Origin of the sequence: Mycolicibacterium komossense (assembly GCF_025822605.1) — a bacterium.
In the GTDB taxonomy this organism is placed as follows: domain Bacteria; phylum Actinomycetota; class Actinomycetes; order Mycobacteriales; family Mycobacteriaceae; genus Mycobacterium; species Mycobacterium komossense.
Genome location: NZ_JACKTY010000028.1, coordinates 389,694 through 405,103, shown reverse-complemented (window position 1 = coordinate 405,103; position 15,410 = coordinate 389,694). Strand labels below are relative to the sequence as shown.

Genomic DNA, 15,410 nt, shown 5'->3' with positions numbered 1-15,410 from the left:
AGCCGAGCAATATCCAGCACAGTCTGGTGGTTCATACTGATCTCAGCGTTTTACACACGGGTTCACTGGGAGCCCGGGCAAGGGTGGCATAGATGACGAGGCTGGATACCGTCGAACGGGCGGTCGCCGACATCGCCGCGGGCAAAGCCGTCGTCGTCATCGACGACGAGGACCGCGAGAACGAGGGCGACCTGATCTTCGCCGCTGAGAAGGCCACCCCGGAGCTGGTGGCGTTCATGGTCCGCTACACCTCCGGCTATCTGTGCGTTCCGCTGGACGGCGAAGTCTGCGACAAGCTGGGCCTGTTGCCCATGTACGCGGTCAACCAGGACAAGCACGGCACGGCCTACACGGTGACCGTCGACGCCAGGCGAGGTGTCGGCACCGGTATCTCGGCGTCCGACCGCGCCACCACGATGCGGCTGCTTGCCGACCCCACCAGCGTGGCCGACGATTTCACCAAGCCGGGACATGTGGTCCCGCTGCGTGCCAAGGACGGCGGGGTGCTGCGGCGCCCCGGGCACACCGAGGCCGCCGTCGACCTGGCCCGTCTCGCAGGTCTGCAGCCCGCCGGCGCGATCTGCGAGATCGTCAGCCAGAAGGACGAAGGCGCCATGGCGCAGACCGACGAGCTGCGGGTTTTCGCCGACGAACACGACCTAGCGCTGATCTCCATCGCCGATCTGATCGAGTGGCGCCGCAAGCACGAGAAGCACATCGAGCGCATCGCCGAGGCGCGCATCCCGACCCGGCACGGCGAATTCCGCGCGGTCGGCTACAAGAGCATCTACGAAGACGTCGAACACGTGGCCCTGGTCCGCGGTGAGCTGGCCGGCGCGCACAGCGACGGACACGACGTGCTGGTGCGGGTCCACTCCGAATGCCTGACCGGCGATGTCTTCGGCTCCCGCCGATGCGACTGCGGTCCGCAGCTGGATGCGGCGATGGCGATGGTGGCCAGCGAGGACCGCGGAGTGGTGCTGTACATGCGTGGCCATGAGGGCCGCGGTATCGGCTTGATGCACAAATTGCAGGCCTACCAGTTGCAGGATGCCGGTGACGACACCGTCGACGCCAACCTGAAACTGGGGTTACCCGCCGATGCACGCGACTACGGCATCGGTGCCCAGATCCTGGTCGACCTCGGCATCCGTTCGATGCGGCTGCTGACGAACAACCCGGCCAAGCGGGTCGGGCTGGACGGCTACGGTCTGCACATCATCGAGCGGGTTCCGCTGCCGGTACGCGCCAACGCGGAGAACATTCGGTACCTGATGACCAAGCGCGACCGCATGGGTCATGATCTGGTCGGGCTGGAGGATTTCGAGGAGTCTCTGCCGGGGGAGCTGGGCACATGAGTGGAGGCGCAGGAGTTCCGGAGATGCCCGACGTCGACGCGAGCGGGTTATCGCTGGCGATCGTCGCGAGTACCTGGCACACCGAGATCTGTGATGCCTTGCTCGAGGGCGCTCTGCGTACCGCCAAGGGCGACGGTATCGACGAGCCGACCGTGGTCCGGGTGCTCGGTGCCATCGAGATTCCGGTGGTGGCCCAGCAACTGGCCAAGAATCACGATGCGGTGGTCGCTCTCGGTGTCGTGATCCGTGGCCAGACACCGCATTTCGATTATGTCTGCGACGCGGTCACCCAGGGCCTGACCCGGGTGTCGCTGGACGAGTCGACACCGGTTGCCAATGGCGTGCTCACCACGAACACCGAGGAGCAGGCGCTCGATCGGGCCGGACTGCCGGGCTCGGCGGAGGACAAAGGCGCGCAGGCGGCGGCCGCGGCCCTGAGTGCCGCGCTGACGCTGCGGGACCTGCGCGCCGCACCGTGACAGTGCCCGCTGACGACGCAGCCTGGGATGTCGTCGTGCGTCCGCGTCTGACGCCGTATGTCGCCTATGCCGCGGCGTTCGTCGTCCTCGTGGCGCACATCGCCATCGGGTTCCTGCTCAAGATCAAGTCCACCGGGGTGGTGTTCCAGACTGCCGATCAGATCGCTTTCGCGGTGCTGGGTGTGATCCTGGCCGGGCTGATCCTGCTGCTGACCCGGTCGCGGCTGCGGATCGGGCCCGCCGGTTGTTCGGTTCGGAACCTGTTGGGCGACAAACTGATTCCGTGGTCCGATGTGGTGGATATCTCATTTCCGATCGGCGCCCGCTGGGCGAGGGTCGATCTGGCCGACGACGAGTACGTACCGGTGATGGCTATTCAGTCGGTTGACAAGGAACGTGCGGTAGACGCGATGGACACCGTCCGCATGTTGGTGGCCCGATACCGGACCGATTCCAGCGCTTCCTGATCGTGCAACGGGCTTGTCGGCGAAAGTCGTCGTCGCGCGGTACTAATCTGGAGCGGTGCCCGATCCAGCGACGTACCGGCCTGCACCCGGGTCCATTCCGGTGGAACCTGGCGTATACCGGTTCAGGGACCCGCACGGCCGGGTCATCTACGTCGGGAAGGCCAAGAGTCTCCGCAGTCGGCTGACGTCCTACTTCCAGGATCTGTCCGCGCTGCATCCCCGGACCAGGCAGATGGTCACCACCGCGGCCAAAGTCGAGTGGACGGTCGTCGGCACCGAAGTCGAGGCGCTGCAGCTTGAATACAACTGGATCAAGGAATTCGATCCGCGCTTCAACGTCCGCTATCGCGACGACAAGTCCTATCCGGTGCTGGCGGTCACTCTCAACGACGAATATCCGCGGTTGTTCGTCTACCGCGGACCGCGCCGCAAAGGAGTCCGCTACTTCGGTCCCTACTCCCACGCGTGGGCGATCCGGGAGACGCTCGATCTGCTGACCCGGGTCTTTCCCGCACGAACCTGTTCGGCCGGAGTGTTCAAGCGGCACAGCCAGATCGACCGGCCCTGCCTGCTCGGCTACATAGACAAGTGCTCGGCGCCGTGCGTCGGCAGGGTCACCGCCGAGGAGCATCGCAAGATCGTCGCCGACTTCTGTGATTTCCTCTCGGGTAAGACGGACAGGTTCGCGCGTGAACTGGAACACCAGATGACCGATGCGGCCGAGGTGCTCGACTTCGAGCGGGCCGCGCGGCTGCGTGACGACCTGGGGGCGCTACGGCGGGCACTGGAGAAGCAGGCCGTGGTGCTCGGCGACGGCACCGATGCCGATGTGGTGGCCTTCGCCGACGACGATCTGGAAGCGGCGGTCCAGGTGTTTCATGTCCGGGGCGGACGGGTGCGCGGTCAACGTGGCTGGGTGGTCGAGAAATCCACGGAACCCGATGACAGCGACGGAACCGCGGTGCTGGTGGAGCAGTTTCTCACCCAGTTCTACGGCGATCAGGCCGAATTGGGAGGTTCGGCAGACGACGGTGGCGACGAGTCAACTAATCCGGTTCCGCGCGAGGTCCTGGTGCCGTGTCTGCCGCCCAATGCCGAGGAACTCACCGTCTGGTTGTCCGGGTTACGCGGCTCGAGGGTGTCGTTGCGGGTGCCCCAGCGTGGCGACAAGAAGGCGCTCGCCGAAACCGTGTCCCGTAACGCGCAGGAGGCGCTGCAGCAGCACAAGCTGCGCCGGGCCGGTGACTTCAACGCCAGATCCGCCGCGCTGCAAAGCATTCAGGATGCCCTGGGGTTGGTGGATGCGCCGCTGCGGATCGAGTGTGTGGACATCAGCCACGTCCAGGGCACCGATGTCGTTGCCTCGCTGGTGGTTTTCGAGGACGGGCTGCCGCGTAAATCGGACTACCGCCACTACGCCATCAAGGAGGCGGCCGGCGACGGTCGCTCCGATGATGTGGCTTCCATCGCCGAGGTCACCAGGCGGCGCTTCTGGCGTCATCTGCAGGACACCCAGAACGTGGAAGAGTTTGCGGCAGAGGGTAAATCGCGTAGATTTGCCTACCCGCCCAACCTTTACGTCGTCGACGGTGGTGCGCCGCAGGTGAACGCGGCTGCGGCGGTGCTGACCGAGCTGGGTATCTCCGATGTGGCGGTGATCGGCCTGGCGAAACGACTAGAAGAGGTGTGGGTGCCCGGAGAACCCGATCCGGTGATCATGCCACGCAACAGCGAGGGGCTGTATCTGTTGCAACGCGTGCGCGACGAGGCCCACCGGTTCGCCATCACCTACCACCGCAGCAAGCGGTCGAAGCGGATGACCGCATCGGCGCTGGATTCAGTGCCGGGCCTGGGTGAGCACCGACGCAAGGCGCTCGTCACCCACTTCGGCTCGGTGGCCCGTCTCACACAGGCGACGGTCGAGGAGATCACTGCGGTGCCCGGTATCGGGGTGACCACGGCCGTGGCCGTGTTGACCGCGCTCGGGGCAGGCCCGGAGCCGAGTGGGCCCCCGCCGGCCGAGAATGCCCGGGAAATGTTGGTATCCACCACGAACACCACCGAGGTACGCGATGATGGCTTGGCCGAACAGGCAGCCGAACAGGCATCCGGATGACGGACGGTACTGACCACGTGACGCGGGACGACGGCTCAAGCGATATCGGCGCTGAAACCGACTCCGGTATCGATGTCGTTCTGGTTACCGGGCTCTCGGGCGCGGGCCGAGGTACCGCCGCCAAAGTGCTCGAAGATCTCGGTTGGTACGTCGCCGACAACCTGCCGCCCGAGTTGATCGCCCGGATGGTGGATCTGGGCCTGGCGGCCGGCTCGCGAATCACCCAACTCGCCATCGTGATGGACGCGCGCTCCAAGGGTTTCACCGGCGATCTCGACTCGGTCCGCACCGAACTGGCGACCCGCGGCATCACGCCGCAGGTGCTGTTCCTCGAAGCCTCCGACGACATCCTGGTCCGGCGCTACGAGCAAAACCGGCGCAGTCATCCGCTGCAAGGTGATCTGACGCTCGCCGAAGGCATCGCCGCCGAGCGCGTAATGCTGGCACCGGTGCGCGCCGGCGCCGATCTGGTGATCGATACCTCGAGCCTGCCGGTACCGGCGCTGCGGGCGAGTATCGAGCAGGCCTTCGGTAGCGAGAAGATCGCCGAAACCAGCGTGACGGTGGAGTCCTTCGGCTTCAAATACGGCTTACCCATGGACGCCGACATGGTGATGGACGTTCGGTTCCTGCCCAACCCGCACTGGGTGGACGATCTCCGTCCGCACACCGGTCAGCATCCGGCGGTGCGCGACTACGTACTCGGGCAACCGGGTGCGGGCAAGTTTCTCGACACCTACCACGAGCTGCTCGATCTGGTGATTGAAGGCTATCGCCGGGAAGGTAAGCGCTACATGACCGTCGCCATCGGCTGTACCGGCGGCAAGCACCGCAGCGTCGCGATCGCCGAAGCCCTTGCCGCGCGCCTGCAGGCCAACGGCCGGCTGTCGGTGCGTGCCTTGCACCGGGATCTGGGTCGCGAGTGAACCCGGGCGAAAACAGCCGCATCGTCGCGCTGGGCGGCGGCCATGGCCTCTACGCCACTCTGTCTGCCGCCCGTCGGCTCACCCCGCACATCACCGCGGTGGTCACGGTGGCCGATGACGGCGGCTCATCGGGGCGGCTGCGCAGCGAGCTCGATGTGGTGCCGCCGGGAGATCTGCGAATGGCGTTGGCGGCCTTGGCATCTGATAGTCCGCATGGTCGGCTGTGGGCGACCATCATCCAGCACCGGTTCGGTGGCAGTGGTGCGCTGGCGGGTCATCCGATCGGCAACCTCATCCTGGCCGGCCTCAACGAGGTGCTGGCCGACCCGGTGGCCGCCCTCGACGAACTGGGGCGCGTCCTCGGCGTCAAAGGCCGGGTGCTGCCGATGTGCCCGATCGCCCTGCAGATCGAAGCCGATGTGGCCGGGCTGGAATCGGATCCCAGGATGAGCCGCGTGATCCGCGGCCAGGTGGCGATCGCGACCACCCCGGGCAAGGTTCGCCGGGTGCGGCTGCTCCCCGGTAATCCGCCGGCGACGCGGCAGGCCGTCGACGCGATCATGGCTGCCGATCTGGTGGTCCTCGGACCGGGTTCGTGGTTCACCAGTGTCATCCCGCACGTCCTGGTGCCCGAGCTGGTTTCGGCATTGAATGCGACGACGGCGCGCCGTGCGCTGGTGCTCAACCTCGCGGCCGAACCGGGGGAGACGGCAGACTTTTCCGCCGAGCGGCATCTTCATGTGTTGGCTCAGCACGCACCCGACTTCACGGTGCACGAGATCATCGTTGACGCGACACGGGTACCCGGAGACCGTGAGCGCGAACAGCTGCAGCGGACCGCGAGCATGCTCGATGCTGCAGTTCAGTTTGCTGACGTGTCCAGACCTGGTACACCTTTACATGATCCGGCGAAACTGGCGGCGGCACTCGAAGCAGTGCGCGTCCGGGGGGCCGTGCCTATCGCACCGACTATGCCGGGTGCAACCCCTGACGTGGATGGACAGAGTCTGAGTGGACCGAGAGGTGACGATCCGTGGCGATGACGGCCGAGGTCAAGGATGAACTGAGTCGGCTGATAGTCAATTCGGTCAGCGCCCGCCGCGCCGAGGTTGCGTCGCTGTTGCGCTTCGCCGGTGGCCTACACATCGTGTCCGGCCGGGTGGTGGTGGAAGCCGAAGTCGATCTCGGCATCATCGCGCGCCGGCTGCGTAAGGACATCTTCGATCTGTACGGCTACAACGCCGTCGTGCATGTGTTGTCTGCCAGCGGGATCCGCAAGAGCACGCGGTACGTGGTGCGGGTCGCCAAAGACGGCGAAGCGTTGGCGAGGCAGACGGGTCTGCTGGATCTGCGCGGCAGGCCGGTGCGCGGCCTGCCGGCCCAGGTGGTCGGCGGCAGCGTGGGAGATGCCGAAGCCGCGTGGCGAGGTGCCTTCCTGGCCCATGGCTCGCTGACCGAACCGGGTCGATCGTCTGCGCTGGAAGTGAGCTGCCCGGGCCCGGAGGCGGCGCTGGCGCTCGTGGGCGCCGCGCGACGGCTCGGAGTCAGCGCCAAAGCCAGAGAGGTCCGCGGTGCCGACCGGGTCGTCGTGCGTGACGGCGAGGCGATCGGCGCGCTGCTCACCCGTATGGGCGCCCAGGACACCCGGCTGACCTGGGAGGAGCGGCGGATGCGCCGCGAGGTCCGGGCCACTGCCAACCGGCTGGCCAACTTCGACGACGCCAATCTGCGCCGCTCGGCCCGCGCGGCCGTTGCTGCAGCGGCCCGGGTGGAGCGGGCTCTGCTGATCCTCGGTGACAGCGTCCCCGACCACCTGTCGACGGCCGGCAGATTGCGCGTTGAGCACCGTCAGGCCTCACTGGAAGAACTGGGCCGCCTTGCCGATCCGCCGATGACGAAAGATGCTGTCGCAGGCCGCATTCGGCGGTTGCTGTCGATGGCAGACCGGAAGGCCAAACAGGACGGTATCCCCGATACCGAGTCGGCTGTGACGGCCGAGCTGCTCGAAGACACCTGACCTCGACGCAGTACCCGTCAGCGCAGCCGCACCAGTTTTTCCCTGGCCTTGGTCAGGCCGTGCGCGCGCCGGCGGATCCCGTGCCATGGGTCGCCACGCGTCGCCAACCGGCGACGCAGGTTGGCGATCGTGTAGTCGCCAGGCGCGAGGCGGGGGAGCTCGTACCACTCCATGGGCGTCGACACCGGGCCGCCGGGCCGGGCTCGGACGGCATAGGGCGGCACGATGGTCTGCCCGAAACTGTTGCCCGTGATGTCGATGTAGACCCGGTCGCCACGGTTGCTCTTACGCTGTTCGACGGTCAGCAGGTCGGGTTCCTGCTTCGCCAGATGCTCGGCGACCTCTAGGGCGAAGGCCTGGGTCTCATCGAAGGTCGCCTGCGGGCGCAACGGGACCACCACGTGATAGCCGCGGGCGCCCGACGACTTCAGGTAGGAGGTCAGGCCGATGTCGTTGAGCAAGTCCCCGGTCATCGTGGTCGCCCGCCGCAGCGAGGCGATATCGTCGACCGACGGGTCCAGGTCGAACACCAGTTGGTCGGGCCGGTTCAGCGCGCGGGTGCGGCTGAGCCAGGTGTGCGGGGTGATACAGCCCTGGTTGGCCAAGTAGACCAGCGCTCGGGCGCTGTTGACCGTGACCTGCGATTGCGGTCCGTTGGCGGTGTCCACCTCGGCGGTGTCGATCCAATCCGGAAAGTGGGACGGCACCTTCTTCTCGTAGAAACCCTCGCTGTCGATGCCGTCAGGAAAGCGCTGCATGCTGATCGGGCGGTCCGTCAGGTGCGGCAGCATCACCCTGGCGACCGACGCGTAATACTCCGCTAGGTCGCGTTTGGTGAGGCCCGCGCGGCCGTCTTTCGAGGATTCGCTGTCAGGAAACAGCACTTTGTCCGGGTTGCTGATGTCGATTTGCGCGACTATCACCGGTCCGGGTTACCCCGATGTGGCCTGAGTTATCCCTCACGCCGTGGTCGGAATGTTCATCAACCAGCCTGCGCGACGCCGGTGGCAGGCCACTAGGCTGGCTGGCGAGCAGTTACATCATGCGGACTTGGCATGCGAACTCAGAGGGAGAGACAAGTGACGATCCGGGTAGGCGTTAACGGCTTCGGCCGAATCGGGCGCAACTTTTTCAGGGCGCTGGATGCGCAGAAGGCGCTCGGCAACAACACCGATATCGAGATCGTCGCGGTCAACGACCTGACCGACAATGCGACGCTGGCGCACCTGCTGAAGTTCGACTCCATCCTGGGCCGGCTGCCCTACGACGTCAGCCTCGAGGGCGAGGACACCATCGTCGTCGGCGACACCAAGATCAAGGCGCTCGAAGTCAAGGCCGGACCGTCGGAACTGCCGTGGGGTGACCTCGGAGTCGACGTGGTGGTCGAATCGACCGGCATCTTCACCAACGCCGCCAAGGCGAAGGGGCACCTCGATGCCGGCGCCAAGAAGGTCATCATCTCCGCGCCCGCCACCGACCCCGACATCACCATCGTGATCGGCGTCAACGACGACAAGTACGACGGCAGCCAGAACATCATCTCCAACGCGTCGTGCACCACCAACTGCCTCGGCCCGCTGGCCAAGGTGCTCAACGACGAGTTCGGCATCGTCAAGGGTCTGATGACCACCATCCACGCCTACACCCAGGATCAGAATCTGCAGGACGGTCCGCACAGCGACCTGCGTCGCGCCCGGGCGGCCGCACTGAACATCGTGCCCACCTCCACCGGTGCCGCCAAGGCCATCGGCCTGGTGCTGCCGGAGCTCAAGGGCAAGCTCGACGGCTACGCGCTGCGGGTGCCGATCCCCACCGGATCGGTCACCGACCTGACCGCCGAGCTGGCCAAGCCGGGTACCGCCGTCGAGATCAACGCCGCGATGAAGGCCGCCGCCGACGGACCGCTCAAGGGCATCCTGAAGTACTACGACGCACCGATCGTGTCCAGCGATATCGTCACCGACCCACACAGCTCGATCTTCGACTCGGGCTTGACGAAGGTCATCGACAACCAGGCCAAGGTCGTCTCCTGGTACGACAACGAGTGGGGCTACTCCAACCGGCTGGTCGACCTGGTCGCGCTGGTCGGCAAGTCGCTCTAGTCCACCCGGCAAGCATGGCGATCAAATCTCTGTCCGACCTGCTGGCGCAAGGCGTAGAAGGTCGGGGCGTACTCGTGCGCTCCGACCTCAACGTCCCGCTCGACAACGGCATCATCGGGGACCCGGGCCGCATCATCGCTTCGGTGCCGACGATCAAGGCGCTCAGCGACGCCGGCGCCAAGGTCGTCGTCACCGCGCACCTCGGCCGGCCCAAAGGTGAACCCGACCCGGAGTTCTCGCTGGCCCCGGTGGCGGTGGCGCTCGGTGAACAACTGGGCCGACACGTCCAGCTCGCCGGTGATGTCGTCGGCACCGACGCGCTGGCCAGAGCCGAAGGGTTGACCGACGGCGACGTGCTGCTGCTGGAGAACATCCGGTTCGATCCGCGTGAAACCAGCAAGGACGACGCGGAACGACTGGCGCTGGCCGAGGCGCTGGTGGCGCTCGTGGCGGATCCGGGAGGAAACCCGGCAGCGTTTGTCTCGGACGGCTTCGGTGTCGTGCACCGCAAGCAGGCCTCGGTCTACGACGTCGCCACCTTGCTTCCGCACTACGCGGGCGCGCTCGTGGCCACCGAGGTCGAGGTACTCAAGGCGCTGACGAGTTCCACCGAACGGCCCTACGCCGTGGTGCTCGGCGGGTCGAAGGTCTCTGACAAGCTCGCGGTGATCGAAAACCTGGCCACCAAAGCCGACAGCATCGTCATCGGTGGCGGCATGTGCTACACCTTCCTTGCCGCGCAAGGACTTTCGGTCGGCACCTCACTGTGTCAGCCCGAGATGATCGAGACCTGCGCCAAGCTGCTGGAAGATTACGGCGACGTCATCCACCTCCCGGTGGACATCGTCGTTACCGAAAAGTTCGCCGCGGATTCACCGCCGGAGACAGTCGCCGCCGACAAGATTCCCGACGGCAAGATGGGCCTGGACATCGGCCCGGAGTCGGTCAAGCGGTTCACCGCCCTGCTGTCGAATGCCAAGACCGTCTTCTGGAACGGCCCGATGGGGGTCTTCGAGTTCCCGGCCTACGCGGCGGGCACCAAAGGAGTGGCCGAGGCCATCATCGGCGCCACCGCCAAGGGCGCGTTCAGCGTCGTCGGCGGCGGGGATTCCGCAGCAGCGGTACGTCAGCTGGGCTTGCCCGAGGACGGTTTCTCGCACATTTCCACCGGTGGCGGTGCCTCACTGGAATACCTTGAGGGCAAGGAACTGCCCGGCATTTCCATCCTCGAGCAGTAGTCAACATATAGGAGCTTTGTGGCCCGCACACCGCTGATCGCCGGCAACTGGAAGATGAACCTCAATCATTTCGAGGCCATCGCCCTGGTGCAGAAGATCGCATTCTCGTTGCCCGACAAGTACTTCGACAAGGTCGACGTCACGGTGATTCCGCCGTTCACCGACCTGCGCAGCGTGCAGACACTGGTCGACGGCGACAAGCTACGTCTCACCTACGGCGCGCAGGACATCTCCCAGTACGACTCCGGCGCCTACACCGGCGAGATCAGCGGTGCGTTTCTGGCCAAGCTGGGCTGCACGTTCGCCGTCGTCGGGCACTCCGAGCGCCGCACGTACCACCACGAGGACGACGCGCTGGTCGCCGCCAAGGCGGCGGCCGCGCTCAAGCATGGACTGACTCCGATCATCTGCATCGGTGAGGGCCTGGAGGTCCGCGAGGCGGGCGATCACGTCGCCTACAACGTCAACCAGCTCAAGGGCTCGCTGGCGGGGCTGTCCGCCGAGCAGATCGGTGCCAGCGTCATCGCCTACGAACCGGTGTGGGCGATCGGCACCGGCCGGGTGGCCAGTGCCGCCGACGCACAGGAAGTCTGCAAGGCGATCCGTGAGGAACTGGCCGAACTGTCGTCGCCGGAGATCGCGGCCACGGTCCGGGTGCTCTACGGCGGATCGGTGAACGCCAAGAATGTTGGAGAGCTCGTCGGCAAGGCCGATGTCGACGGCGCACTGGTCGGTGGAGCGTCGCTCGATGGCGAACAGTTCGCCATTCTTTCGGCAATCGCCGCAGGTGGGCCGATTCCCTGACCAGACGCTGCGGCCTGTAGTCTGGCGGCCATGGAATTGGCTCTGGACATCACGCTGATCGTGACGAGCGTGCTGGTGGTTCTGCTGGTGCTGCTGCACCGTGCCAAGGGTGGCGGTCTGTCCACGCTGTTCGGTGGCGGTGTGCAGTCCAGCCTGTCCGGGTCGACCGTCGTCGAGAAGAACCTCGACCGTCTGACGCTGTTCGTCACCGGCATCTGGCTGGTCTCGATCATCGGCGTCGGCCTGCAGATCAAGTACGGCTAATCGGCTGACCGCTCGCCGGGAACCACCGGCCGGCATACACGCTGCCGAGTACTGTCACCTCGTTCAAGCGCGCGGGGTCGACGTCGTAGAGATCCTCGGCGAGCCACGGCTCCAGGTCCCACATGCTGCCGGGTTCGTTGAATGCCGTGACACCGTTGTGATGCAGATAGTCGACCATCTGCCGCAGCCCGGCGGCGACGTCCACCATGGTGTTGGCCGCGCCGTGGCCGGCCATTGATGCCGCGGTGATCCCGAGTGTGTCGATCGCCGCGGAGTTCAGGAACCACTCGTGGCAGGACCGCCGCCACACCGCGATCGGCCGCGAGGCGCTGATCTGATCGAGCACGCCGCGGTCCAGTACGCCGTGCCACAACCGGTGATAACCCCACGAGATCAGCCATTCGCCTGCAGGGGTGCGTTGTTCGGCCTCGGCCAGCCGCTGCCGATAGTCATCCTGGGACTGCGCGGCCGGGCACAACTTGCCGGGCAGCGCCCAGTCCTCGGTGGCGATCACCTCGGTGACCAGCGTGGCGGCCCCCAGTACCGGGTGCAGATGCTGGTCGATGAAGCCGGCGCAGACGACGGCGTCGGCGAACGTGTCATCGACCTCATACTGGCCGCTATCGAGGTCCTCGAACACACCCACCGCGATGATCCGGTCACCGTCGACCAGGATCGCGGACGCCCTGGGCTGGGCCGGGTCCACGGTGATGACCGTGCGGGCCCGGAACAACGTCGGTGTGCGTCAGTCACGGCATCGATACTGTCGTAGCGACCTCGTTCTGCGCCGAATTCGCGGTGCGTCGATACTTGACGTCATGGCAGAGCTCTCCGATACGCGTTCCGACACGGCCCTGGAACCGATCGGTGCTGTTCGTCGCACCCAGGTGGGCCGCGAGGCGACCGAACCGATGCGCGAGGACATTCGGCTGCTCGGCGCGATGCTGGGCGACACCGTCCGCGAACAGAACGGTGACGAGATCTTCGACCTGGTCGAACGGGCCCGCGTCGGCTCGTTCCGGGTGCGGCGCTCGGAGATCGACCGCAACGAGCTGGCGCAGCTGTTCGACGGCATCGACACCAAGAAGGCGATCCCGGTCATCCGCGCCTTCACTCATTTCGCCTTGCTGGCCAACGTCGCCGAGGACATCCACCGGGAACGCCGGCGCGCCATCCACGAGGCCGAGGGCGAGCCGCCGCAGGACAGCAGCCTCGCGGCCACCTACCTCAAGCTCGACGCGGCCGATCTCGATTCCGCGACCGTCGCCGTCGCGCTCACCGGTGCACTCGTCTCGCCGGTGATCACCGCACACCCGACCGAGACCCGCAGACGAACCGTTTTCGACACCCAGCACCGGATCACCGAGCTGATGCGGCTGCGGGCCGGTGGGCATGCCCGCACCGACGATGGCGCGAGCATCGATATCGAGCTGCGCCGGCAGATCTTGATGCTGTGGCAGACGGCGCTGATCCGGTTGTCGCGGTTGAAGATCCAAGACGAGATCGAAACCGGCCTGCGCTACTACCCGGCCGCCTTCTTCGAGGTCATCCCGCAGGTCAATGCCGAGGTCCGGGAAGCGCTGCGGGCCCGCTGGCCCGACGCCGAGCTGCTGCCGGAGCCGATCCTGCGGCCCGGCTCGTGGATCGGCGGTGACCGCGACGGCAACCCGAACGTCACCGGTGATGTGGTGCGGCTGGCCACCGGCAGCGCCGCGTACACCGCGTTCGCGCAGTACTTCATCGAGCTCACCGCGCTCGAAGAGGAGCTGTCGATGTCGGCCCGGTTGGTGACCGTCAGCGACGACCTGACCGCCCTGGCCGATATCTGCCATGAGCCGGCCCGCTCCGACGAGCCCTACCGCCGCGCGCTGCGGGTGATTCACGCCAGGCTGACCGCCACGGCCGCAGCGATCCTGGACCGCCAACCCGAGTACCAACTCGATCTCGGCCTCGACCGATATTTCTCGCCGGAGGAGTTCGAGGCCGATCTGAACACCGTCGATGTATCGCTATGCAGCAACGGCAGCGCGCTGCTGGCCGACGATCGGCTGGCACGTCTGCGAGAAGCCGTGCATGTCTTCGGATTTCATCTGTCCGGCCTCGACATGCGGCAGAACTCCGATGTGCACGAAGAGGTGATCGCCGAGCTGCTCGCCTGGGCCGGGGTGCATCCGGACTACGCGTCGCTGCCCGAGCAGGAGCGGGTCGACCTGCTGGTGGCCGAGCTCAGCACCCGCAGGCCGCTGATCGGGGAGAGCGCCCAGCTATCCGAGCTGGCGACCAAAGAGCTGGGCATCGTGGCCGCGGCGGCTCGCGCCGTCGACGTCTTCGGCCCCAATGCGGTGCCCAACTACATCATCTCGATGTGCCAGTCGGTCTCGGACATGCTCGAAGCGGCGCTGCTGCTCAAGGAGGCGGGGCTGCTCTCCGTAGTCGGGGGAGCCTCGGGCGACACCCCCTACAGCCCGGTCGGTATCGTGCCGCTGTTCGAGACGATCGACGACCTGCAGCGTGGTGCGTCGATCATGGAAGCGGTCCTGAGTATTCCGCTGTACCGGGACCTGATCCACGCCCGCGGCGAGAGCCAGGAAATCATGCTCGGCTACTCCGACTCCAACAAGGACGGCGGATATCTGGCAGCCAACTGGGCGCTGTACCGCGCCGAGTTGGACCTGGTCGAGATGGCCCGCAACACCGGGATCCGGATGCGGCTGTTCCACGGTCGCGGTGGCACCGTCGGCCGCGGCGGCGGCCCCAGCTACGACGCCATCCTCGCGCAGCCCCCCGGTGCGGTGAAGGGTTCGCTGCGGATCACCGAACAGGGTGAGGTGATCGCCGCGAAATACGCAGAGCCGCGCATCGCGCACCGCAACCTGGAGACGCTGCTGGCCGCCACCCTGGAGTCGACCCTGCTCGATATAGAAGGGCTGGGTGGATCGGCCGAGAATGCCTATGCGGTGCTCGACGACCTGGCGGCCAGGGCCCAGCGGGCCTACTCCGATCTGGTGCACGAAACCCCGGGCTTCGTCGAGTATTTCAAGGCCTCGACGCCGGTCAGCGAAATCGGGGCGCTCAATATCGGCAGCCGGCCGACGTCGCGTAAACCGACGACATCGATCTCGGATCTGCGGGCCATCCCGTGGGTACTGGCCTGGAGCCAGTCGCGGGTGATGCTGCCCGGTTGGTACGGCACCGGGACGGCATTCGAGGACTGGATCTCCGAGGGGGACGGCCGGTTGGAGGTGCTGCAGGACCTGTATCGCCGGTGGCCGTTCTTCGCCACCGTGCTGTCGAACATGGCGCAGGTGATGGCGAAAGCCGATATGGGTCTGGCGGCGCGGTACTCCGAGCTGGTCGAGGACGAGGCGTTGCGGCGCCGGGTGTTCGACAAGATCTTGGCCGAGCATGACCGCAGTATCAAGATGCTCAAACTCATCACCGGCCAGGACGATCTGCTCGCCGACAACCCGGCGCTGGCGCGCTCGGTGTTCAACCGCTTCCCGTATCTGGAACCGCTGAATCACCTGCAGGTCGAGCTGCTGCGGCGGTTCCGCTCCGGCGACGAGGACGAACTGGTCCAGCGCGGCATCCTGCTGACGATGAGCGGGCTGGCGACGGCGCTGCGCAACAGCGGCTGAC

General features: G+C 66.3%; 14 protein-coding genes. 12 read left to right on the top strand and 2 right to left on the bottom strand.

The features are described from left to right. Positions 1-92 precede the first annotated feature (92 nt). Genes H7J73_RS12835 through whiA form a run of 7 tightly spaced genes read left to right on the top strand, consistent with a single transcriptional unit; the run spans position 93 to position 7,363 of the window. Complete coding sequence (locus tag H7J73_RS12835; protein ID WP_264067766.1) at positions 93-1,358, top strand: bifunctional 3,4-dihydroxy-2-butanone-4-phosphate synthase/GTP cyclohydrolase II; 1,266 nt, start codon at positions 93-95, stop codon at positions 1,356-1,358. Further along, positions 1,355-1,837 (top strand): 6,7-dimethyl-8-ribityllumazine synthase, encoded by a 483-nt coding sequence (gene ribH / locus H7J73_RS12830; protein WP_264067765.1) that lies wholly within the window; start codon positions 1,355-1,357, stop codon positions 1,835-1,837. Before H7J73_RS12835 ends, ribH begins: the two co-directional genes overlap by 4 nt. Next, entirely contained in the window at positions 1,834-2,304 is a 471-nt protein-coding gene (locus H7J73_RS12825; RefSeq protein WP_264067764.1) for a PH domain-containing protein, read from the top strand. The genes ribH and H7J73_RS12825 overlap by 4 nt, the downstream gene beginning before the upstream one ends. A 55-nt stretch (positions 2,305-2,359) precedes the next feature. Beyond that, complete coding sequence (gene uvrC, locus H7J73_RS12820; protein ID WP_264067763.1) at positions 2,360-4,420, top strand: excinuclease ABC subunit UvrC; 2,061 nt, start codon at positions 2,360-2,362, stop codon at positions 4,418-4,420. Further along, positions 4,417-5,346, top strand: a complete 930-nt coding sequence (gene rapZ, locus H7J73_RS12815) for an RNase adapter RapZ (protein WP_264067762.1) — start codon at positions 4,417-4,419, stop codon at positions 5,344-5,346. The genes uvrC and rapZ overlap by 4 nt, the downstream gene beginning before the upstream one ends. Further along, positions 5,343-6,389, top strand: coding sequence for a uridine diphosphate-N-acetylglucosamine-binding protein YvcK (yvcK, locus tag H7J73_RS12810; RefSeq protein ID WP_264067761.1), 1,047 nt, complete (start codon positions 5,343-5,345; stop codon positions 6,387-6,389). The genes rapZ and yvcK overlap by 4 nt, the downstream gene beginning before the upstream one ends. Next, positions 6,386-7,363 (top strand): DNA-binding protein WhiA, encoded by a 978-nt coding sequence (whiA, locus tag H7J73_RS12805; protein ID WP_264067922.1) that lies wholly within the window; start codon positions 6,386-6,388, stop codon positions 7,361-7,363. The genes yvcK and whiA overlap by 4 nt, the downstream gene beginning before the upstream one ends. Positions 7,364-7,380: 17 nt before the next feature. Here whiA and ligD read toward each other — a convergent pair whose 3' ends face one another. Further along, positions 7,381-8,286, bottom strand: coding sequence for a non-homologous end-joining DNA ligase (gene ligD / locus H7J73_RS12800; RefSeq protein WP_264067760.1), 906 nt, complete (start codon positions 8,284-8,286; stop codon positions 7,381-7,383). Between the two features lie 156 nt (positions 8,287-8,442). Here ligD and gap point away from each other — a divergent pair, with 156 nt between their 5' ends. Genes gap through secG form a run of 4 tightly spaced genes read left to right on the top strand, consistent with a single transcriptional unit; the run spans position 8,443 to position 11,771 of the window. After that, positions 8,443-9,465 (top strand): type I glyceraldehyde-3-phosphate dehydrogenase, encoded by a 1,023-nt coding sequence (gap, locus tag H7J73_RS12795; RefSeq protein ID WP_264067759.1) that lies wholly within the window; start codon positions 8,443-8,445, stop codon positions 9,463-9,465. A 14-nt stretch (positions 9,466-9,479) separates the two neighbouring features. Continuing rightward, on the top strand, positions 9,480-10,703 hold the full coding sequence (locus tag H7J73_RS12790) for a phosphoglycerate kinase (RefSeq protein ID WP_264067758.1): 1,224 nt from the start codon (positions 9,480-9,482) through the stop codon (positions 10,701-10,703). Positions 10,704-10,721: 18 nt separating this feature from the next. Then, entirely contained in the window at positions 10,722-11,507 is a 786-nt protein-coding gene (gene tpiA / locus H7J73_RS12785) for a triose-phosphate isomerase (protein ID WP_264067757.1), read from the top strand. A 30-nt stretch (positions 11,508-11,537) separates the two neighbouring features. Then, complete coding sequence (gene secG, locus H7J73_RS12780) at positions 11,538-11,771, top strand: preprotein translocase subunit SecG (RefSeq protein ID WP_264067756.1); 234 nt, start codon at positions 11,538-11,540, stop codon at positions 11,769-11,771. On the opposite strand, the gene H7J73_RS12775 is transcribed toward secG, so the two are convergent. Continuing rightward, complete coding sequence (locus H7J73_RS12775; RefSeq protein WP_264067754.1) at positions 11,758-12,477, bottom strand: amidohydrolase family protein; 720 nt, start codon at positions 12,475-12,477, stop codon at positions 11,758-11,760. The two genes, secG and H7J73_RS12775, sit on opposite strands and share 14 nt — an antisense overlap. Positions 12,478-12,589: 112 nt before the next feature. On the opposite strand from H7J73_RS12775, the gene ppc reads away from it, so the two are divergent. Then, complete coding sequence (ppc, locus tag H7J73_RS12770; protein WP_264067753.1) at positions 12,590-15,409, top strand: phosphoenolpyruvate carboxylase; 2,820 nt, start codon at positions 12,590-12,592, stop codon at positions 15,407-15,409. Position 15,410: the final 1 nt, after the last annotated feature.

Excerpts from the sequence above, each read along its gene's own strand:
- ppc (WP_264067753.1), top strand. The coding sequence starts at position 12,590 with ATGGCAGAGCTCTCCGATACGCGTTCCGACACGGCCCTGGAACCGATC.
- rapZ (WP_264067762.1), top strand. The coding sequence starts at position 4,417 with ATGACGGACGGTACTGACCACGTGACGCGGGACGACGGCTCAAGCGAT.
- secG (WP_264067756.1), top strand. The coding sequence starts at position 11,538 with ATGGAATTGGCTCTGGACATCACGCTGATCGTGACGAGCGTGCTGGTG.
- H7J73_RS12835 (WP_264067766.1), top strand. The coding sequence starts at position 93 with ATGACGAGGCTGGATACCGTCGAACGGGCGGTCGCCGACATCGCCGCG.
- ribH (WP_264067765.1), top strand. The coding sequence starts at position 1,355 with ATGAGTGGAGGCGCAGGAGTTCCGGAGATGCCCGACGTCGACGCGAGC.
- whiA (WP_264067922.1), top strand. The coding sequence starts at position 6,386 with ATGACGGCCGAGGTCAAGGATGAACTGAGTCGGCTGATAGTCAATTCG.
- H7J73_RS12790 (WP_264067758.1), top strand. The coding sequence starts at position 9,480 with ATGGCGATCAAATCTCTGTCCGACCTGCTGGCGCAAGGCGTAGAAGGT.